This window comes from Shewanella oncorhynchi (assembly GCF_012584455.1).
GTDB lineage: Bacteria > Pseudomonadota > Gammaproteobacteria > Enterobacterales > Shewanellaceae > Shewanella > Shewanella oncorhynchi.
In genome coordinates this window covers 1-20,820 of record NZ_JABAEB010000013.1, presented here as the reverse complement: position 1 = coordinate 20,820, position 20,820 = coordinate 1, and the positions used below count along the sequence as shown (strand labels likewise).

Annotated in this window: 15 protein-coding genes, 1 pseudogene and 1 riboswitch; of the genes and pseudogenes, 8 read left to right on the top strand and 8 right to left on the bottom strand. The window is 46.7% G+C overall.

Translation table 11 applies throughout. The features are described from left to right. Positions 1 to 2: 2 nt before the first annotated feature. Together thiC and HGO26_RS18340 are read right to left on the bottom strand one after the other, a co-directional pair. Positions 3 to 2,123, bottom strand: a complete 2,121-nt coding sequence (gene thiC / locus HGO26_RS18345) for a phosphomethylpyrimidine synthase ThiC (protein WP_168827028.1) — start codon at positions 2,121 to 2,123, stop codon at positions 3 to 5. A 201-nt stretch (positions 2,124 to 2,324) separates the two neighbouring features. After that, positions 2,325 to 2,423: riboswitch (TPP riboswitch) on the bottom strand. Positions 2,424 to 2,590: 167 nt separating this feature from the next. After that, the gene (locus HGO26_RS18340; protein WP_168827026.1) at positions 2,591 to 3,946 is read right to left on the bottom strand and encodes a hypothetical protein; all 1,356 of its coding nucleotides are present in this window, start codon (positions 3,944 to 3,946) and stop codon (positions 2,591 to 2,593) included. A 492-nt stretch (positions 3,947 to 4,438) separates the two neighbouring features. On the opposite strand from HGO26_RS18340, the gene trhA reads away from it, so the two are divergent. After that, positions 4,439 to 5,122, top strand: a complete 684-nt coding sequence (gene trhA, locus HGO26_RS18335; protein ID WP_168827024.1) for a PAQR family membrane homeostasis protein TrhA — start codon at positions 4,439 to 4,441, stop codon at positions 5,120 to 5,122. 162 nt (positions 5,123 to 5,284) lie between these two features. Here trhA and HGO26_RS18330 read toward each other — a convergent pair whose 3' ends face one another. From HGO26_RS18330 to HGO26_RS18320, 3 genes are all read right to left on the bottom strand, one after another. Beyond that, complete coding sequence (locus HGO26_RS18330) at positions 5,285 to 5,848, bottom strand: tRNA-uridine aminocarboxypropyltransferase (RefSeq protein ID WP_247651584.1); 564 nt, start codon at positions 5,846 to 5,848, stop codon at positions 5,285 to 5,287. A gap of 190 nt (positions 5,849 to 6,038) precedes the next feature. Beyond that, positions 6,039 to 6,569, bottom strand: coding sequence for an NUDIX hydrolase (locus HGO26_RS18325; protein ID WP_113940366.1), 531 nt, complete (start codon positions 6,567 to 6,569; stop codon positions 6,039 to 6,041). A 321-nt stretch (positions 6,570 to 6,890) separates the two neighbouring features. Further along, positions 6,891 to 7,658, bottom strand: coding sequence for a tRNA (adenine(22)-N(1))-methyltransferase TrmK (locus HGO26_RS18320; protein WP_168827019.1), 768 nt, complete (start codon positions 7,656 to 7,658; stop codon positions 6,891 to 6,893). A 267-nt stretch (positions 7,659 to 7,925) separates the two neighbouring features. On the opposite strand from HGO26_RS18320, the gene HGO26_RS18315 reads away from it, so the two are divergent. After that, positions 7,926 to 10,088: a glycoside hydrolase family 97 protein gene (locus HGO26_RS18315; protein ID WP_168827017.1), complete on the top strand. Its 2,163-nt coding sequence runs from the start codon at positions 7,926 to 7,928 to the stop codon at positions 10,086 to 10,088. Positions 10,089 to 10,196: 108 nt separating this feature from the next. Here the strand turns inward: HGO26_RS18315 and HGO26_RS18310 are convergent, their stop codons facing one another. Both HGO26_RS18310 and HGO26_RS18305 read right to left on the bottom strand, forming a co-directional pair. Next, positions 10,197 to 11,204, bottom strand: a complete 1,008-nt coding sequence (locus HGO26_RS18310; RefSeq protein ID WP_168827015.1) for a class I SAM-dependent rRNA methyltransferase — start codon at positions 11,202 to 11,204, stop codon at positions 10,197 to 10,199. A 210-nt stretch (positions 11,205 to 11,414) separates the two neighbouring features. Then, entirely contained in the window at positions 11,415 to 11,708 is a 294-nt protein-coding gene (locus HGO26_RS18305; RefSeq protein WP_168827013.1) for a YciI family protein, read from the bottom strand. 890 nt (positions 11,709 to 12,598) lie between these two features. On the opposite strand from HGO26_RS18305, the gene HGO26_RS18300 reads away from it, so the two are divergent. Together HGO26_RS18300 and HGO26_RS18295 are read left to right on the top strand one after the other, a co-directional pair. Next, entirely contained in the window at positions 12,599 to 14,260 is a 1,662-nt protein-coding gene (locus HGO26_RS18300; RefSeq protein ID WP_168827011.1) for an MFS transporter, read from the top strand. A gap of 148 nt (positions 14,261 to 14,408) precedes the next feature. After that, positions 14,409 to 16,970 carry a glycoside hydrolase family 15 protein gene (locus HGO26_RS18295; RefSeq protein WP_168827009.1) on the top strand — a complete coding sequence of 854 codons (2,562 nt, stop codon included), beginning with the start codon at positions 14,409 to 14,411 and terminating at the stop codon, positions 16,968 to 16,970. A gap of 120 nt (positions 16,971 to 17,090) precedes the next feature. Here the strand turns inward: HGO26_RS18295 and HGO26_RS18290 are convergent, their stop codons facing one another. Further along, positions 17,091 to 17,909, bottom strand: coding sequence for an AraC family transcriptional regulator (locus tag HGO26_RS18290; RefSeq protein ID WP_168827007.1), 819 nt, complete (start codon positions 17,907 to 17,909; stop codon positions 17,091 to 17,093). A gap of 80 nt (positions 17,910 to 17,989) precedes the next feature. Between HGO26_RS18290 and HGO26_RS18285 the strand changes: the two genes are divergently transcribed. From HGO26_RS18285 to HGO26_RS18270, 4 genes and pseudogenes are all read left to right on the top strand, one after another. After that, complete coding sequence (locus HGO26_RS18285; RefSeq protein ID WP_168827005.1) at positions 17,990 to 19,381, top strand: SLC13 family permease; 1,392 nt, start codon at positions 17,990 to 17,992, stop codon at positions 19,379 to 19,381. Positions 19,382 to 19,611: 230 nt separating this feature from the next. Next, positions 19,612 to 20,031: a translesion error-prone DNA polymerase V autoproteolytic subunit gene (umuD, locus tag HGO26_RS18280; RefSeq protein WP_006081811.1), complete on the top strand. Its 420-nt coding sequence runs from the start codon at positions 19,612 to 19,614 to the stop codon at positions 20,029 to 20,031. After that, positions 20,028 to 20,279, top strand: a pseudogene (locus tag HGO26_RS18275) (Y-family DNA polymerase); the annotation flags it as partial. The gene umuD and the pseudogene HGO26_RS18275, both read left to right, overlap by 4 nt. Positions 20,280 to 20,450: 171 nt before the next feature. Then, positions 20,451 to 20,759 (top strand): hypothetical protein, encoded by a 309-nt coding sequence (locus HGO26_RS18270; RefSeq protein WP_247651583.1) that lies wholly within the window; start codon positions 20,451 to 20,453, stop codon positions 20,757 to 20,759. Positions 20,760 to 20,820 lie beyond the last annotated feature (61 nt).

Here is a 20,820-nt window from a genome sequence, read left to right as displayed (position 1 = left end):
AATTAGGCTTCCTCAGCTTCGGCGACAAGCTTGTCTTTTACCTGCTTGTCTATCACCTGATAGATCTCGGCGCCCGAGGCGGCAAATTGTGCCGATTTTAGTGCCATTGCCGCTTCCAAATCCTGCGGCGTCTTGATTGTGACTTGCATGGCTTGGTCAGCCGCTTCAACTTGCTCTGCCTTCGCTTGTGCCGCATCTAAGCCAGCGGCATAGGCGCGAACATCTTGGGTGATTTTCATCGAACAAAATTTAGGGCCGCACATAGAGCAAAAATGCGCGACTTTCGCGGATTCCTGCGGTAAAGATTCATCGTGATAAGCACGCGCGGTTTCAGGATCGAGTCCTAAGTTATATTGATCTTCCCAGCGGAATTCGAACCGCGCCTTTGCCAGCGCATTGTCACGAATTTGCGCACTCGAATGACCTTTGGCCACATCGGCGGCGTGGGCAGCAATCTTATAAGCAATCAAACCTTGCTTAACATCTTGTTTATTCGGTAATCCTAAGTGTTCTTTTGGCGTGACGTAACACAACATGGCACAGCCGTACCAAGCGATCATGGCCGCGCCTATGCCGGAGGTGAAATGATCATACCCAGGTGCGATATCGGTGATTTGCGGGCCAAGCGTGTAAAACGGCGCTTCATCGCAGTGAGCTAACTGCTTGTCCATGTTCTCTTTAATGAGCTGCATCGGGATATGTCCCGGCCCTTCGATAATGGTTTGTACGTCGTATTCCCATGCGATTTTGACTAGCTCACCTAAGGTTTCAAGCTCTGCAAACTGGGCGGCATCATTAGCGTCGGCAATCGAGCCTGGACGCATACCATCACCTAAAGACAGGGATACATCGTAGGCGACGCAAAGCTCACAGATCTCACGAAAATGGCTGTAGAGGAAGTTTTCCTTATGATGGCTCAAGCACCATTTGGCCATGATTGAACCGCCGCGGGAAACGATCCCAGTAACGCGTTTAGCCGTCATCGGCACATAACGTAGCAGTACACCAGCATGAATCGTAAAGTAATCAACACCTTGTTCAGCTTGTTCAATCAAGGTATCGCGGAACACTTCCCAGGTTAAATCCTCTGCCACGCCGTTCACTTTCTCCAGCGCTTGATAAATCGGCACAGTACCGATGGGCACGGGCGAGTTGCGAATAATCCACTCTCGGGTTTCGTGGATATAACGACCCGTGGATAAATCCATGACAGTATCTGCGCCCCAACGGATTGACCAGACGAGCTTTTCCACTTCTTCCTCAATGGAAGACGTCACCGCCGAGTTACCGATATTGGCGTTCACTTTCACCAGAAAGTTACGCCCTATGATCATAGGTTCGGCTTCGGGATGGTTAATATTCAGCGGAATAATCGCGCGGCCACGGGCAACTTCAGCGCGAACAAATTCGGCGGTAATCGGCTCACCAACTAAGGCACCAAAGGCTTCGCCCTTGGCTTTACGATTGAGGATTTCATCCTGTACTTGCGCAAGTGCCATGTTCTCGCGGATCGCCACATATTCCATTTCGGGCGTGATAATCCCTTGACGGGCATAGTGTAATTGACTGACTCGTTTGCCCTGCAGCGCTCTGCGTGGGCGGACAATGGCACTCGAGCCTGCCTCAAAACGCAGATGATCTAAACCGTCGTCGGCGAGTCTTTGTTGGGTAAAGTCTGAGGTCGCGCAGGATAATTGCTCTGTGTCGTTGCGGGCTAGGATCCAGTTTTGTCTTAATTTACCAAGGCCTAGACGCACATTGATGTCGGCCTCAGGATCGGAATAAGGTCCGGCGCAATCATACACGCGGATTGGCGGATTTTTTTCCATGATAGGCGCATCATCTGTACCACCGACAAGCGTGTCAGTCTGCAGAATTTGCCGCATACCAACGCGTATATCGGCACTGGGACCTTCAAGATAAATCTTTTGTGAATTAGGATGTTGCAGTGGCGCTAACGTATCGATAAAGGCTTGAGCCTGCGCGCGAGTTTCGCGGCGATTCGGCGCCTTAGGCACGATTGATTGACTAGACTCAGCCGATTTATTAGGGATTGTCGATTCTGGCGCTGTGATTTCTATCGCATTGGCAGCTACAGCAGGGTTTGAGTTTGAACTGGACATAAGCAATCTCACGTTAAAAAATGGAGTTGCTTGTCTGGAGAATTGAGTTGTTGATAGCTGGACATGGCAATCAACTTTTGTGGCCAACACTGGCTTCAAAAATTGAGTTACCCTGCTCAATAACGATTAAATCTAAAAATTAAGGCTTAAAACACAGCTGAGTAAACAGGTGTTCAAGCAGTCTATTTTGGCGATTTAATGTGTGTTATTACGCTTGTTTCCTTCGCAGGTTTTAACCTGATCAGGTTCAACGGATCCCGAATAAACGGTCTCAGCCAAGAGGCACTCCGACAAGATGAGTGCGCAGTATAGACAGAAGCGGCAGCAACAAACAAGGAAAAAAGCAATTAAAAATCTTAACCACCAATCCAAAATAAAGATTCATAATTAATTGTTTTTAATTGATTAAATAAAATTAAACTAAAAAAGATATAATTAGCATGAAAATAAATCATAAAAGAAAGTCACTATTTATGGGGTTTGAGTATCATTTTGTTTAATCGAGATTGAATGGCATCATCAATAGCTTGATTGATTTTTTTGCCACTGCAGTTAATGGGAAAACCTAAATTTTCGGCGTTAGGATTAACTTGAGTGCCGACTTGTACCACGCGATAACAAGTATCCCCTTTACGCACAATACGATTTGGGTCTAAGGGTAAATCTAGACTCGTTGTGCCACCGAAATCATCAGCATTAGGGACAAATAGCACCTCCATCTCTGGGCTCATTTCACTCATATTCGATTTCCGGGTGAACTTATCGGCCTGTTCAATGACGAGAGCATCGAGCGCTTGCTCGCGCTGACGTTCAAAATATTGCTGGGTGAATAAACTCATGCTTGAGCTTGTCGCTATTGTGCTCTCACCTTCTGCTGCAGGCGAGCTCTTAGCGCCAAGCTGCGGCTTTATTTCTGTGGTATCAAGCGTATTAGTTGGTTTTTTTGTCGTCACTTCAGCGGGCTGTACTTCACTTTGGGCACTTGATTGAGATTGGCTCGATTGAGTGATGTCCGGTTTAACCGTATCTGGGTTCACTTTTTCCGACTCTACTTTTTCAGAGAAGGCCTTTTCTGGTGCTATTGTTTCAGGCATGACCTTTTCAAGTATTGGCAGAGGCTTCACTTGAGTTTGAGGTGTGGGAACAATTGTAGGCGTAACAGAATTTGTCGCTTCAGTCTTATCCTCGGCCTTGATCTCAGTTTCGGACTCTGAGGTTTTGGCTTTCTCTACCGCGGGAGCATAAATAAAGTAAGCCTTGATCGCTGCCACTTTAGGGCCACGGCTTTCTATTTCCTTCAATCCAAAGGGATTTAGCTGCGGACGCCACAAAATGCAGATAAGTAAAAATAAACACACATGCACTAAGATCACAAAAAATAACAGACTTAATCCTTTGAAATATGGCTGACGAGCACGCAAAACTGATCCCGTCCCTAATGCCTGAGCACTGGTTTGTGCCGTACAAGACAGTTCAAATTTGGATTCAGACTCAGGAACCAATTTATCTTGATGTTGATGTTGATGTTCAGCACGGATTTCTTGCAGTACCAAATCTTGGGCTTGCTCTTGGTCTATAGCTTGGGTGTCATGCTCAGTGACTAAAAAGCCTGCACCGCTATTGAACGCTAATGGCTCCGCATTAGTGGTAAAAACAGGCGTTTGAGCAGCATCCAGTTTACCGAGCTGATGATCAAATGCGATAAAAGTCTCACCTTCTGGCGATGTGACCGAAATCAGCAAAGCACTATCAGCATCATCTCCAATCGCTGTAGGAGATGCTGTAAATAAAGGCGCGGCCTTGGGTTGATGTTGAAAAGGCAAAATCCATCCTTAGGTTTTGTATAGTATCCATTGATTTCAATGATGCTTAACGTGGAACGATTGCACTCTAATTCAATATCAATCCAATATCGGGTTGGTGAATATTGAAAGCGAATTACCCAATAATTGCATTTACTTACGAGTGCTCAACGCAGATTAGAGGAGGCAAACAGAGCAAAGTTCAATGCGAATGCAACCTGCTACAAGCACAGTACTTTACGCCAGTGCTTGATAAGTCACTTGCCAGTTAAGACAAATAAGGCTGGGAATTGGGATCATAATCGCGCTAAATTGAATGTTAAATCTCACGTCTTGAAGCGAGTAGCATCATCAATGCGATGCACTGATGGGAGTGCAAGACGGCGTTAAAAATCTAAAAGATGAAAAATAGAAGCCAACCATATTTAAGCTTACAAGTGTACGCTTAAATATGGTGATTTATTTTTCTAACTGATAGACTCAGTCATTATCGTTTACGAGTGTGTATCTACCATGTCGAGTCAAAGTGTTACCGAACAGCCAAATACAGTTAAAAACCTGGTAAAATCTGGACCATATAGTATCAAAGAAGAGATCGCTAACAGTGTATCCCATGGCCTAGGTGTCATTGCGGGGATTGTGGCATTGGTCCTCATGCTGCTTAAAGGTCAAGATCACCTAACGCCAATTCAACTTACGGGCGTAACCATTTATGGTGCGAGCATCATAGTGCTTTTCCTATGCTCGACGTTATATCACAGCGTTAGCCATTCAGGCTGGAAACATAAACTGAAGATCGCCGATCACTGCGCTATTTACTGTTTAATTGCAGGAACTTACACACCTTTGATGCTGATAAGCTTACAAGGCACGCAGTCGATAGTGATTTTAACGGCCATTTGGTCGCTTGCAATTGGTGGGATCCTATTTAAGACGTTATTTATTCACAAATTCAAAAAGTTAAGCTTAGTCTTGTATCTCGCTATGGGTTGGCTATGTGTCACTGTGATGGGCGATTTAACGAAGGCGATGTCAGAGGTAGGGTTTAATCTATTGATCTTAGGTGGTTTATTTTACACATTAGGGGTTGTATTCTACGTCGGTAAACGCATTCCATTCAACCATGCCATTTGGCATTTGTTTGTGCTCGGCGGTGCCATGAGCCACTTTCTGTGTATTTATCTGACTGTTATTTAAATGGCTATTATTTAGCTGATGGTGATTTAACTGACTCTGATTTAAATGACTATGACTTAACAGATGGTGATTCAGCTGACGGTGATTTATCTATGGGTCAAAGCTAAAAGTCGTTAATTATCTATTCATGCACTTCCTCAAACGTTCTCTCGAACATCGCAATCAAGTACGGCTATTCAATTCAGTAAACAGCGACGCTAATACCGTCGCTTGTTCTGCTCTGCCACAGTGCCGCCAAAGCGCAATAATACATTCTGCGGTACACAAGCCCCCTTCTTGCTGATTACGCCGCAATATAAAGGCGGATTCAGGCATAAGTGGCGGCAAACTGACTCGTGCGGCTGTTTTAAGATAGGGACTCTGGCGCAGCATCTTACGCGCCTCCTGCCAAGTCGCATCTAAAATCACCACTTGGTTCGGCATTCGTTGTGCTGCTATGACTGTAGATTGCGCAGGCACTAACAAGGCTTGTGCGTTCGAGAGCGCTGGCTCAGCTAAAACCGTATCTAAGGCATTATGATCAATGGGCCCAGTGTGCTCAGTATCACTTGCAGGAAACAACAGTTTAGCCTGCTGCGATGCCAACATAGCCACTAAATCGTTATCAGGTGCCGTTCTCGACCAGACGATGCTTTTCACCTCTTCAGGGAATGCGGCTAACGCAAGTTGGCCAGTATTCGTTTTGCGAGTTAACTCGCGTTCGTGGGTCAATAAAATAATCTGCATTGTCTTCCTTGCTGCGGCAAAAGAGTGAGAAATTGTCTTAAACATCCACTAAGTCAGGCACAGGTTCGAAGCACATCCACTTAAAAAATCAGGTTAAAATAACGGCGTTCAATCGCCAACAAACCAAGCCAACTAAGTTTGACGTGAAATAAAATCATAGATTAAAGTTATGATTTAAAAATGGTAAAACTTACAAACATTCCAACACTATCTGTTTTAGCAGAAAAGTTTCACGCTCTATTGATTGGCCTTTATGGGGATGATTACGCTGAATATCTTCATTATGGGCGATAGCTTGATGAATATTGAGCCATTGAGGTCGCATGCCATTTTTAATCTCATGGGCTTCTAATCGAGTCTCACCTAAACCACGCTCGCCCAGTGCGGTGTCAATGCTGCACACATAACAGAATGACTCCATGTGCACTACATTCGCCCCTTCACGGTACCAAGGTCGAAACTCTTCATAGCGACCAAAGGGCGCTAACACTTGAATGTCTAAGGCACCGGTTTCTTCCTGAAGCTCGCGGATCAGTCCATCTTCGAGACTCTCGCCATCGTCAATTCCGCCTCCGGGTAAGCTGTAGTCGCGGTATTTTTGGGTATAAAGTAGCAAAATGTCTTCACCCGATAACACTATCGCGCGGGCAGCTCTGCGATAAAAAACGCGTGCCGTCTGTAGGTTAACCGCAGGATCTTGGGTGGTTCTCAATAAACGCATCGTCGTAGCCATTTGCCGAAAAGGAGTCGCAGCATAAACGAAAATGCGCCAAATGCAGATCAAAAACTGCCACAGAGGCAATAATCGCACTCAGTCCAGTCCGAGTGATTAATAGATTTTAACGATTACAAGATTGATTGTTAACGGTTTATGCCAAAATTATTTTACCCATAATATTAACAACGAGATCGCGATGCATCAGCTCTTTCGCCTGATCCTCATCTTAGCTGCTCATCTTTGGTTCTCATCTTTGGTTCTCATCTTAGTTCTCATCTTAGTTCTCATCTTAGTTCTCAGCGTAATGCCCAAGCGGAAAAATGCTCAAGCGCATTCAAACTCACTATGCTCACTCAAGAGCTGGGCCAATTGCTGCTGATAGGCGTGAATAATTTCAGGAGTTTGCTTGTGCACCGACATGCGTTGGTAATGGCCAATTACCTGCGACAGGTAGCGGTGTGCTCGCGGCAAACTTACTTCATCTAACGTCTGCCACATTAACGACCCCGTAGCAGTGATAGGCAAACCATTTGGAGCAACGATTGTACTGACATGGAGGATTTCGTAGAAACGTTGATTCTCTTCCAATAAGAGTTCCGACTTGAGCCCTAGCCCTAAGGCCGAAAGTGATTGCCTGACATAGTAATTATGATGCACGGGACACAAAATAAATTCGAGGGGCCGCAGTGGGTGTTGCGCTAGAATTGCCCGCACTAAGTCCACCAGTAATTCACCACCCACGCCAGCGATGATAATCAACTGTTTATCTTTGTCACTGGTTTGCTCGAGCGGTAAAGCCGCGACATCGAGGCAATGCACTTGCCACTGAGTATGACAACTTAAGTTTGGGTCTATACCTGGGTTTAAGTGAGGATTTAGGCCTGATATGTCAGCGGGAAAGAAACGCTGTAAACGCACTTCAAGCGCCTGCATTAGCGAAGACACACAATCGACAAAATGCACTTGGCGAGCAGCATTCCTTTTTAACAACAGCATACCAAGCAAACCATGATCGCAGCAGCAATCCCAAATATGATCGTAATGACCAGTGATCATGCTGTTTATCTGTTGTAAACGTTGGCTAATTTTCACGGTTTGACCTTACTACTGCGGCTCCAAATACTGTAAATCCCACTGTAAATCCCACGCTAGATTGCATTTTTAAGCAAAAAGAAAGCGCGCAGTTTACCCGAGTCAAAAGCAAACCACATCTTTTGTTCGTGCCCTCACAGTGCTTCTCGTCACGTCTGTTACGCCACGCCTTAATGTGGTGAATACGTATGCAGGCCGTTGCGATTAAAAAGCCATCGCCACTAGTATGCTGTGAGTCACATTCATTATAAAAACAAGGATCAAGGAATGTTCATCAAGACCAACCCTATTCAGTTCACTCGCAGCGACTTAACTGCCCGTCACGTAACAGACTGCCACTTAACAAACAGCCACACTCGCCAGAGCTCATCGCGACAAAAACTATCGCAAGCGCTATTAAGCCCTACAGCCATCGCCCTTGCTGTCACGAGTCTTTTTAGTGCCAACGTATTTGCTAAAACCGTTACCGTCAGCTCACCCAACCAACAAATTCAAATCAGCTTGAGTGACGATACTGGTCGCCCCGAATATAAAATCGATTTTCGCGGTAAAACAGTCATAGAACCGAGCCGCTTAGGCTTAGTTTTTCAATCCATTGGCGAACTCGGTCAAGGATTGCATATAAAAAACAGCGATAAAAAAAGTGCCGATGAAGAGTGGCAACAACCTTGGGGCGAACAGGAATGGATCCGCGATCAACACAATCAACTGACTGCAGTATTAAGTAATGGCAAGGTGCAACTCGAAATCGAATTTAAAGCCTTTGACGATGGGATTGGCTTTCGCTATCACTTAGCCCCACAAGCTGTCCTGCCCGCCAATTCGCCGCTATTAATCACTGACGAGTTAACCGAGTTCAATGTCGGCAAGAGCGATAAAGCCACTGCATGGTGGATCCCTGCCCGCGGCTGGAATCGCTACGAATATTTATATCGCACCACAGCGCTTAAAGACGTCGATAGAGCCCATACCCCCTTCACCTTTAAACTCGCGGATGGTACGCACTTAAGTATCCACGAAGCCGCCTTGGTGGACTTTGCCGCCATGACCTTAGATCAACAGCGCGATGGCAAACTTAAGGCCGATCTCACGCCTTGGTCAGATGGTATTCGCGTCAAAACCCAAGTGGGTTTTTATACGCCGTGGCGCACCATTCAAATTGCCGACAAAGCAGCTGGGCTGCTCAATTCGCACCTCATCCTAAACCTCAATGAACCCAATAAACTCGGCGATGTTACTTGGGTAAAACCAGGGAAATACGTCGGTATTTGGTGGGGAATGCACTTAAACGAAAATACCTGGGGCTCGGGCCCAACCCATGGCGCAACCACTAGTGAAACAAAGCGTTATATGGATTTCGCCGCTAAATATCAGTTTGATGGCGTACTGGTAGAAGGTTGGAATGAAGGTTGGGATGGCGACTGGTTCCACAACGGCGATCAATTTAGCTTTACCAAGGCCTATGCTGATTTCGATCTGCCCGCCATCACAGCCTACGGTGCAAAACAAAATGTACGTTTAATCGGCCACCATGAAACCGCAGGTTCAGTCACGCATTATCGCGAGCAAATGGCTGATGCCTTCGCCCTGTATGAGCAGCATGGTGTTACTCAAGTCAAAACGGGCTATGTCGCCGATGGTGGCCAGATCAAGCGCATAGATGACAAAGGCATTACCCGTCACGAGTGGCACGACGGCCAATTTATGGTCGGTGAGTATTTACACAATGTCACCGAGGCTGCGAAACACCACATCAGTATCAATACCCACGAGCCGATTAAAGACACAGGCCTGCGCCGAACCTATCCGAACTGGATCTCCCGCGAAGGTGCCCGCGGCCAAGAGTACAATGCTTGGGGTAGCCCACCAAACAGCCCTGAACACACGGCCATGTTACCCTTTACCCGCATGCTTGCGGGTCCAATGGATTTTACCCCGGGGATTTTTGACTTAGCGCCCAAGGGGTTGGATGCTGAAAACCGTGTGCAAACCACATTGACCAAACAGCTTGCCTTGTACGTTGTGCTCTACAGTCCAATCCAAATGGCAGCGGATCTGCCGCGCAATTATGAAAAGCACTTAGATGCCTTCCAATTTATCCGCGATGTGCCCACAGATTGGTATCAAAGTGTCGCGCTTGCCGGTGAAGTCGGTGACTATATTGTCTTTGCCCGCCAAGCGAAGGATCAAGGTGATTGGTACTTAGGCGCACTCACGGATGAAACTGCACGCAAGGTCACGGTCAAACTGGATTTCCTCTCCCCGAATAAACGTTATCAAGCGCAGATTTACCGCGATGGCGCAAAAGCCGATTGGAAAACCAACCCCTATGATTATGTGATTGAAACAAAAGAGGTGAGTGCTAAAGATAGCCTAAACCTCTCACTCGCCAGCAGTGGCGGCACGGCAATCAGGTTCAAAGTGCTTTAGGTTTAGTGCTTTAACGGCTTTGTTGCGAGCAACAAAGCCGCTATAAACAAAAGTCACACCATAAAGAAAGGGCACTAAAAAGCGCCCTTTATGTTTACTGTGACACGATTAGTTTAACGTCAGCGCCACTATTTTAAGTGGATGATTGTCATCGAACGAAGGGAAATCCTCATGGGGATCGAGCCAAGTGTACGTAGTGACTGTACGGCCTTGTTTTTCAACGCAGCGCACTAAACTGTCGAACCATGCTTGGCGCTCGACTTTCGCCACATTGTTGCAGCAAACGATAGTGCCACCGACTTTGGTCGCCATTAATGCGGGCTTAAACAAACCTTGATAATCATTGACCAAATCGACAATACCAAAAGCACTCTTGGCATAACGCGGCGGATCGAGGAACACCAGATCAAACTGGGTTTGCGCCAATTTGGGATAACTCGGTAATTTTTGATTGCGACGCCCTCCCACACTCAAGCCTGCCAATTGGCGCAATGCCGGAAACGCGTCACTCTGCACAAACTCACATACATTCGACACCTGATTTAATGCCGCATTCGCTTTACCCGTCGCTAAAGCAAAGGAAGAAAAATCAACATTCATCACCTGAGTCGCGCCGCCGATGGCTGCCGCAGTACCAATGCCGCAGGTGTAGGAAAACAAATTCAGCACGGTTTTATCTTGGCTGTGTGCCCGCACATATTCGCGGCCAATACGCATATCGAGGAATAACAGCGGATCTTGTCCTTCGTGGCGCAGTTTAGTGCTGAACTTGATGCCATTTTCCTGCATTACTCGCTCAGAACTCGCAATCTCTGTCAGTGCGGGTGATAAGGCATTCAATACACGGGAATGGCCTAATGAACGATCGTTATACACAATCGGCAAATCGGCCTGTTGCAACAAAACAGTGCCGACATCAACCAATTCTTCGTCGGTTAAGGTTTGATGAAAACTCTGCACTAGCCAAACATCGCCGTAGCGATCGACATTCAAGCCACTCACGCCTTCGACTGTCCCATGGAACACCCGAAAACAATCGGTTTGATCCTGTTCAGCTTGTTGTAAAAAATCATGGCGTTTCGCCAGAGCCGTCGATAACAGCGTTTGAATAGACATAAAAAGCGGGACTCGCGCAGCGGAAACCTGCGTAAGGTTTCAAGAGGGAAAACGGCATAATACCAAACTAGGTCGCAGAATATCGGAAAAGTTCGCCCCGAAAACAGCATAAACACCGACTAACACCCAAATGGGGGAACTCTATATCCCCCAACCCGCCAAGCCTGTTATAACCAAGTGCACGGAATAATTTTCAAACAAAGATGTAGGTTAAATCACTTCAAGCAACTGTTCTAACCCTAGCGCCGTTTTAGTCGGCACAAACTCTATCACCTCAAACTCAGCGACATCGGCAATGCAGAAAGGATCTTGCTGCAAAATAACCTCTAGCGCCGCGCGACTTTCAGCCTTGGCGAGGATGACGCCACCGGTACGTGGCACTTTACGACCCGAGGCGACAAAAGTCCCTGCGGCATAATACTCATCAAGATAAGCAATATGGGCGGCAAAATGTAACTCCACTTCTGCAATTGGCTTTTTATAAGTAAGCGAGACAACAAACATAGGGATCCTTTAATCAACTGAAAAAATTTAAAATAATCGAACGAAAAACGCTTAATCTGGCGATCATCATAAGCTAAGTACCTATCTGATCCCACCATATCTAGGCTGGCTATTATCATAGTGCAGAGTGCGCGACTTTCGAGTCAAGCTATCAGCATCCGTACTGGATATTTATTGCATGCTGACTCTTATTAAGCGCATTGAATTCGCCGTCAGTTATGCTGCGGTTGATTTTATCACTCAGTTAACATCCGCAATAACAATACACTTTTATCTGAAAAATAATGCAATGACTGATCATCAAGTATTCTAACAATATGAGAGAGTTATTTGAGCATTCCAGCAAGCCTATGACTATTGATAAACCGTCTAGATGCGTTACACCTATGTTTCCATCCAGTTACTAAGCCATGATGAATACGTATGTAAGCAGTTGTGCAAAAATCTACGCCGAGGCTACTATAAATCCGCTCGTTTCACCCTCTGCTTGTGGGGTTTGAAATCTGTGAGGTCGTTTCTGATAGGGTTACATACAAGGATTGCTATCAGACTTAAGTTCTTTCTGCTGACTGGCTTTAGGCCACTCACTTGGGCTAACCCCTTTGAATTAAGGTGTTAGCCCAAATTTGAAATGAATTTATCGGCGAATATGCTTCTGAGGGAGGAGTATATTCGCCATTTTTTCACAGAGTACACTCATTCATGGCATGCGCGAAACTACCATGAATAAGCCATGAATCTGACTCTTAGCTTTTATTGTATGCTCTTGGCTGTGATGAAATAGCTCACCACATAAAAGCAAAGTACAGTGCCAATCCATTGCTAGGCAAAACAATTAAAACAATAAGCACTCAAGGCAGAACGACTGCCGGCAACAGAAAGGAAGTTCAATGTCTTCGAATTACCAGCAAGACCCCCATCAAGCCGCAGCGCCTCAGTTGCCGCATGCATTCAAGCAACAACCTGAGCTGAGTTTCTGGCAAATTTTTAATATGTGCTTCGGTTTTTTAGGCATTCAATTTGGTTTTGCCCTGCAAAATGCCAACGTCAGCCGCATTTTCCAAACCTTAGGGGCATCTATCGATGAAATCCCCATACTGTGGATTGCCGCGCCGCTAACGGGTTTATTGGTTCAACCTATTATTGGTTATTTGAGTGATAACACCTGGGGACGCCTTGGCCGTCGCCGCCCCTATTTTTTGATTGGCGCGATTTTTACTACCCTTGCCATTTTTATCATGCCGCACTCGCCTACCCTGTGGATTGCCGCCGGCATGTTATGGATCATGGATGCCTCGATCAACATCGCCATGGAGCCGTTTCGCGCCTTCGTCGGTGACAATTTACCGAAAAGCCAGCGTACCCAAGGCTATGCAATGCAAAGCTTTTTCATCGGCATTGGCGCTGTGGTCGCTTCGGCCTTACCCTATATTTTGACTCACTTTTTTGATGTTGCGAATACTGCACCAGCGGGTGAAATTGCCGATTCAGTGCGTTATGCCTTCTATTTCGGTGGCGCAGTGTTATTGCTCGCCGTCAGTTGGACTGTCGTATCGTCAAGAGAATATTCCCCTGAAGAATTAGCCGCCTTTAACGCAAAACAAGTCGATGCTGAAGATGAAACCTTAGCCCGCACTCGTACCCGCAAGGACTATCAATTTGCCTCCTTCGTGTGGATGGGTCTCGGCGCCCTGCTAACCTTCGCTATTTGGGCGCAGGATTTAGACAAGCAGCTGTATATTTTGAGCTTAGGGATTTTCGCCTTTGGCCCATTACAACTATATTGCGCGCTGCGTTTGGGCAATTCACAACCCGCTGAACGCAATAAGCTCGGCATGGTATTTAGCGTGGTCGATGACTTGTTCCATATGCCCAAAGCCATGCATCAACTGGCGATCGTGCAGTTTTTCTCTTGGTTCGCACTGTTTGCCATGTGGATTTACACCACTGCCGCCGTGACGTCTTACCATTTTGGCAGCAGCGATGTGTTGTCCCAAGCTTATAACGACGGCGCAGATTGGGTCGGCGTACTATTCGCCTCTTACAATGGTTTTGCCGCCATTGCCGCGATTTTTATTCCTATGCTGGCTAAGCGTATTGGCATCAAGCTGACCCATACAGTCAATATGTTCTGTGGTGGTATAGGTTTGATTAGTTTCTTTTTTATTACAGACCCAAGCCTGTTATGGCTGCCTATGATAGGTGTCGGTATCGCGTGGGCGTCAATTTTATCTGTGCCCTACGCCATGTTGTCGGGCATGTTACCCCCGCAAAAAATGGGCGTTTACATGGGGATTTTTAACTTCTTCATCGTGATCCCGCAGCTTCTTGCCGCCAGTGTGCTGGGTTTAGTGCTCAATGGTCTGTTCGATGGTCAACCTATTTATGCACTGATCACTGGTGGCGTCTTGATGATGTGTGCAGGCATTGCCGTATTATTTGTCGACCAAGACATTGTCGAACAAAATAACTCAAATAATCAAAGTGCAGCGATGAACCGCAAGACCCACTCAATCACGAAAGCCACAAGCAAATTAACGAATAAAAGTTAGCTCTTTATAACAGCGATACACATTAGGCGACATGCAGCAATGCATGTTAAGCGCGGTGAATTCGGTCATTTGGCTAATCACAGCAGCATAAAATATCTTTATCAATTCAATCACTATAAAAATAAAACCATTATTTGGGGAGAACGAGATGGAATCGAGTCCTACGCCGCAGCAGGATCTGCACACAAGCAAAAACCGTCACACACAAGCGTTAACAAGACGCAGCCGCCTAGCGCTTGCCGTCGCCGCAAGCCTATTGGGGATAATAGGGTTAGCGGCCTGTTCACCCACATCGAATTCAGCAACAACTGCCACAAGTGTGAATGCCGCGCCAAGTGTGCAGCGGGTTGCGCCCGGCGCACCGGGTAAAGCGCCGACTTGGGCATTTTCGGGTAAAACTGGTATTGGGACGTCTTACGAGCCTTATACCCAAGGTCAATATCAAGATGCCAAGCAAAATCCCATTAGCCGCGTTTGGTTCTCCCTCGCCCAAGGTATTTTAACCGAAACCATGTATGGTCTTATTCACAATGCGCAGCTCAAAGAACTGCAATTTGTGATCACGGGGAATGGCTTTGTCGATACCGAAAAAGAGAACACCATCAGCAGCATAGAATATTTAGATACAGATGCTAATGGTCGCCCGCAATCCCTTGCCTATAAAATTATCAATAAAGATGTTGAAGGTAAGTATCAGATTGAAAAGCATATCTTTACCGATCCAGACCGCGACACTTTGATGATGCGCGTGACCTTTACCGCCTTTGAAGACGGCATTACACCGCATTTGTATGTCAACCCGCATATCGATAACGCAGGCGCCAATGATATCGGTCGCATCGACCATCATGCTGACAATCATGCCAACACTCATGCTAATAATCAGGCGCTGGTGGCCTATACCGCCGCCAAAGACAGCAGCGTGATGACGGTAAAATCGGATCTCAATTTTGTGCAAGCAACCACTGGGTTTGTCGGTGTTTCCGATGGCCTAGCCGATTTGGCCGATAACGGCAAACTCGATACGCCCTATCAAACGACCAGTGCGCAAGATAAATCGACCGTTGGCAATATCGCCTTTACCGCGAGTTACCCTACGCTTATCAAAGCCAAACCCGTCACTTTTAATCTCGCCATCGGTTTTGGTAAAGATGAAACACAGAGTTTAGCCAATGCCGATGCCAGCTTAGCCGCAGGTTATGATGCTGTGCTCAGCAATTACAACACCAGCTGGCACGATTACTTAAACTCACTTCCCGCCATCGCTAACATGGCTAACAACACCACAGATAACGGCAAGCTGCTGTATACCAGCGCTATGGTCTTGAAAGCGCAGGAAGATAAAACCTATGCGGGCGCACTGATAGCTTCGCTTTCTAACCCTTGGGGCGATACGGTTTCGGCAGCCGTGCCGAGCACTGGCTATAAAGCAGTATGGCCGCGCGACTTTTACCAATGCGCCATGGCATTCCTCGCCATGGGTGACACACAAACGCCCAAAGTGGCCTTCGAATACCTGAAAAAAGTGCAAGTGACCGAAAAGACGCCAGGCTTTACGGGTACGCCCGGTTGGTTCCTGCAAAAGACCCATGTGGATGGCCAAATTGAATGGGTCGGCGTGCAACTCGATCAAACTGCCATGCCTATCATGCTCGGCTGGAAACTCTGGCAAGCGGGCGTACTCACCCCTGATGAGATCAGTCACTGGTATCAAGAGATGCTCAAAGGTGCAGCGGACTTTTTGATCAGCGGCGGTGACGTCAATCTGGATTGGAATCACACCCAAATCACCCCGCCCAAAACCCAGCAAGAACGTTGGGAAGAACAAGCGGGTTACTCACCCTCGACAACGGCTGCCGTGATCGCCGGTCTTGTTGCCGCGAGTGAAATTGCCAAAGAAGCTAAAGATATTACTTCAAGCGCCCGTTATCTTACCGCCGCCAAAGACTTAAGTCATAGTTTAGAAAAACACTTAGTCACCACCCAAGGGCTATTGAAAAACAGCGCAGATGTCAGCGCGCCTTACTATTTACGTTTAAGCCCGAATGGAAAGCCAAATACTAGCGATACACTGGCGGCAAATAACGGTAAGCAAGGTTTAGATCAACGTCAGATCCTCGATGGCGGATTTTTAGAACTAGTGCGTTATGGCGTGCGCGGTGCAACTGACAAGCTCATCAATCAAAGCCTTCAACTGATTGATAATACAGAGCTTGAGCACAACCTACGCCTTAAATACGAGTTTACCGCCAAAGATGGCAGCACTATCCCAGGCTTTAGACGTTATGGCAACGACGGCTACGGTGAGGATACGGTGACTGGCCATAACTATGCGGAGTCGGGCAGCAACAGCGCCAATCAACGTGGCCGAGTCTGGCCCTTCTTCACCGGCGAGCGCGGTCATTTTGAATTAGCACTCGCCCAAGCGAAAGGCGAGCTAACAGGCAATAACGCCCAGCAAACCAAGCTGCAGTTGATCAACACCTATGTGCAGGGCATGGAAACGTTTGCGAATGCGGGCATGATGTTACCCGAGCAAGCGTGGGACGGTGTCGGCGACGCCACCCGTTATCATTACCAACTCGGACAAGGCACCAACTCTGCCACACCGCTTGCCTGGACCCATGCCGAATACATCAAACTGGTGCGCTCAATGACCGATGGCCAAGTCTGGGATTATTACCCTATCGTCCCAGCGGCATTGAAATGACAAGTTGAAATAGCCAATTAAAATAGCGCATTAGCTTAACGATACTTTGATAAATTGCAGGCTAGAACAGCATCCTAGATGTTGTTCTAGCTTTTTATAGACGGTTTTATGATGCCTGATTTAGCGCCCGCTTTTCATAGGCTTATGCTGCGGGTAATCTTGCGGCGTGCAACCAAATTGCATTTTAAAGGCGGCACTGAAACTGCTGACACTCAAATAACCTAAACTATGGGCCACCATAGTCGTGCTCTCCCCTTGGCTTAAGCTCTCAAGCGAATTTAACAAACGAAATCTTTGTCGCCATTGTCGATAAGTAAGCCCAGTTTCAGCTTTGAATAGTCGCTCAATCGTTCTCACACTCGCGCCGCCCATTTCGGCTAACTCGGTCAGTGAGTAACTCACTTTTGGACGTCGGATCAGCGTTTGGATCAAGCGGCTGAGTCTTGGATCTGAGCCAGCAGGTAAATGGGCATCCAGACTGTCCAGAGTTTGGAGCTCATCGATGGCAACCAAACCCAGCCGATGCAGTTGTCCACTGTCCATAAGATGTGAACTTTCACAAAGTTTAAGCACTAATTCACGCATCAGCGCTGTCATAGTCACCATCACCACTTGCGTATCCTGTGGCCTAACGCCATAACTAGGGTCAATATAAATATTGCGAGTATGGGCGTGGGTTTCACTGTTCACTTGATGGGGCAGATTGCAAGGGATCCAAACGGCATGGGTTGAGGGTACCACCCAGACGGCATTTTCACTGCGAACACGTAACAAACCTTTGGCGGCCCAAAGTAGCTGACCCCGCGGGTGCGAGTGAGGTTCGATGCCCGCTTCCGCCGCCATATTGCGAGTATGGGTCAGCACGGGCCGATTGCCATCTATGATAAACGCCGCATCACTGGGTGTTAACAATGTCGCTTTAGGAACATATTTTGACATATTACCCTCTTAAAACGCCAAAGTAAGTCAGCTATCTTAGTAGGCATCTTTTACGTATTCAACCCAATAGGTCGGTGAGCATGAAACGTTTTATTGGCGTTAAACAACTAGCGTTTTTCAGTGCACTGTTGATCGCTACTTTACTTGCGCTTTTTCCGCTAAGTCAGCATCCCGCGGTGTTTTCCTACAGCGCAGGCGTAGTGTTAGTGACCTTGATGTTTTGGAGCACAGGTTTCTTCCCGCCCTTTATGGCGGGATTAATCTTTTTTGCCCTTGCCACCATTTTTAAACTCATTGAGCCGAGTATACTTTTCTCCGGATTCGGCTCAACTGCGGTGTGGTTAATCATTTCAGGGTTTGTGATCGGCAGTGCCATCACTCAGTCTGGCTTAAGTCGCAGAATGGCCAGTTTGATTGCCCCCATACTGAGCACAAGTTATCCACGCTTGATTGCGGGTTTAGTCTTTAGTGCCGTGCTGCTTGGCTTTGTGATGCCCTCATCCGTTGGCCGTGCTGTGGTCATGGTGCCAATTGGTATGGCGTTAGCTGAGCAAGTCGGTTTTGCTCGTGGTAGCCATGGACGGATAGGCATTGCGACCGCCTTGGCACTGGCGTGTAACATGCCCAGTTTTGCCGTATTGCCCGCGAATATTCCCAACATGATATTAGCGGGTTCCAGTGAGAATCTATTCAATATCCATTTTGGTTATACCGAGTATCTCTTATTGCATTTTCCAATCCTTGGTTTGCTCAAATCGATATTGATTGTGGCGCTAGTTATCTTTCTATTTCCTGCCCATATTGATAACAACCAGCCTAAACACGTCATTGAAAAAGAAACCTATCATATTGGTATGCAAAAGAAAGTTGCACTGTTACTGGCGATTACTTTGCTCTTTTGGGTGACTGACTCGCTGCACGGCATCAACCCCGCTTGGGTAGGATTAACAACGGCTATCTTGTTATTGCTCCCAAAATGGGGAGTGCTTGAGCCTAAGAGTTTTAATAGTTCAGTGGATTTGTCGACCGTCATTTTTGTCGCGGCGGCCTTAGGTCTGGGAGCATTGGTCAATTATTCCGGGCTCGGCACTGCGCTAGGTCAACTGTTCAGTGAATGGTTACCATTGCAGCAAGGGGCATCGTTCCTGAATTTTATGTCGTTATCGTTAATCGCGACGCTAACAGGATTAGTGGCAACGGTTCCAGGCGTGCCGACTGTGTTATCCCCCATGGCAGCAGACTTTGCCAATGCAACTGGCTTCTCCACCCCTGCGGTATTAATGACGCAGGTGATCGGTTTTTCAACCGTGATTTTTCCTTATCAGGTGGCCCCTTTGATTTTGGCGATGCAATTATCCCAAGAGCCATTAACTAAACTACTTCGCATCACCTTACCTCTAGCGGCAATAACTCTAGTTGCACTTATTCCACTGGATTATCTGTGGTGGCTATGGCTCGGTTGGATTAACTAAATTGCGTTAACTAAAGCGGGTTAACTAAAGTGCGTTAACTGAATTAAATGGACGAAACGCTCACCCTTGGCGATATTCAAGCCGTCAAGGGTGCTTTAAAGCAGCCATCATCAATTGCTCAGCACTCGACAGCGCTTGGGTCGATAACACAACTCTCCCCACATAAATTCTTTCGATAAGTTTCATAGTTAGATTATACTGTTTATATGTACAGTATATTGTGATTTATTATGATGATCCTAGGCCGCTTCGCCAAACATACCCAATATCGGCTCTCGCTATTTAGCTCCTTGATTGCCGCAGGATTTCCGTCACCTGCCCAAGACTATGTAGAACAAACATTAGATCTCAATGAGTTATGCATCAAACACCCTGCCGCCACGTTTTTTGTCAAAGTCCAAGGGGATTCGATGATCGAAGCGGGGATTTTCTCCGGTGATATTTTGGTGGTAGATCGCTCACTACAGCCAGCCCACGGTGATACCGTTGTCGCAGCGGTGAACGGTGAGTTTACCGTAAAGCAATTACAGCTACGCCCTGTGGTGCAATTGCTACCACGTAATGCCTTATTCTCCCCGATCGCCATCAATGATGAGTCTGAGTTAAACATCTTTGGGGTAGTGACCAACGTGGTGAAAAAGCTCAAATGACGCCCTCACTATTCACCCTCGTCGATTGCAATAATTTTTATGCCTCCTGTGAGCGGATGTTTAGGCCGGATTTGGTTGGCAAGCCGATTGTGGTGTTATCCAACAATGATGGCTGCGTCGTCGCCCGCTCCGTAGAAGCCAAACAACTTGGCATCAAGATGGCGGTGCCTGTATATCAAATAGCAAACCAACTCCGCCAGCATCAGGTTGCGGTATTCTCCTCCAACTATGCACTACAGTTGGGAATTTTTTTAGATGCCACATGTTGGAATTTTTCATGATAAATAAATTAGACGAAGAGAAGAGAGGTCGTTACAGTTTTACTGTTTGTCTGGATATCTTGAAAAAGTAGATGGATGAACGCGTACCCCTTGGGGCAAGGCTTATCAGTGTGAATAACGGATGATTTAGGTGTTAATATGATTGAGCAGAATAAGTCGTTTCCAGATGACTTCGGTTTTGACTACTGTCTTATATGGATTAATAGTGATAAATATCCCTCATTTATCAGTAAGCCACACCCTGACAGTGGCGAAATCATCCATGACGTTAGGGATAACTCAAAACCGTTTGCTCATGAACTTCCAATTTTAATAGACCTCGATGGCATCAATGTGGTGCCGGTTAATCTATATCTTCACTCTTTGTTGGCAGACCCTGATATATCCTCAGATAAAACAATTCAATCTCATGCAGTTGCGCTATTGAGCTTTGTAGTGGCACACTAATTTTGGCCACCTAAATAGAGGTGATATTATTACCTCGTAGATGACTTTAGGTGAAAACATG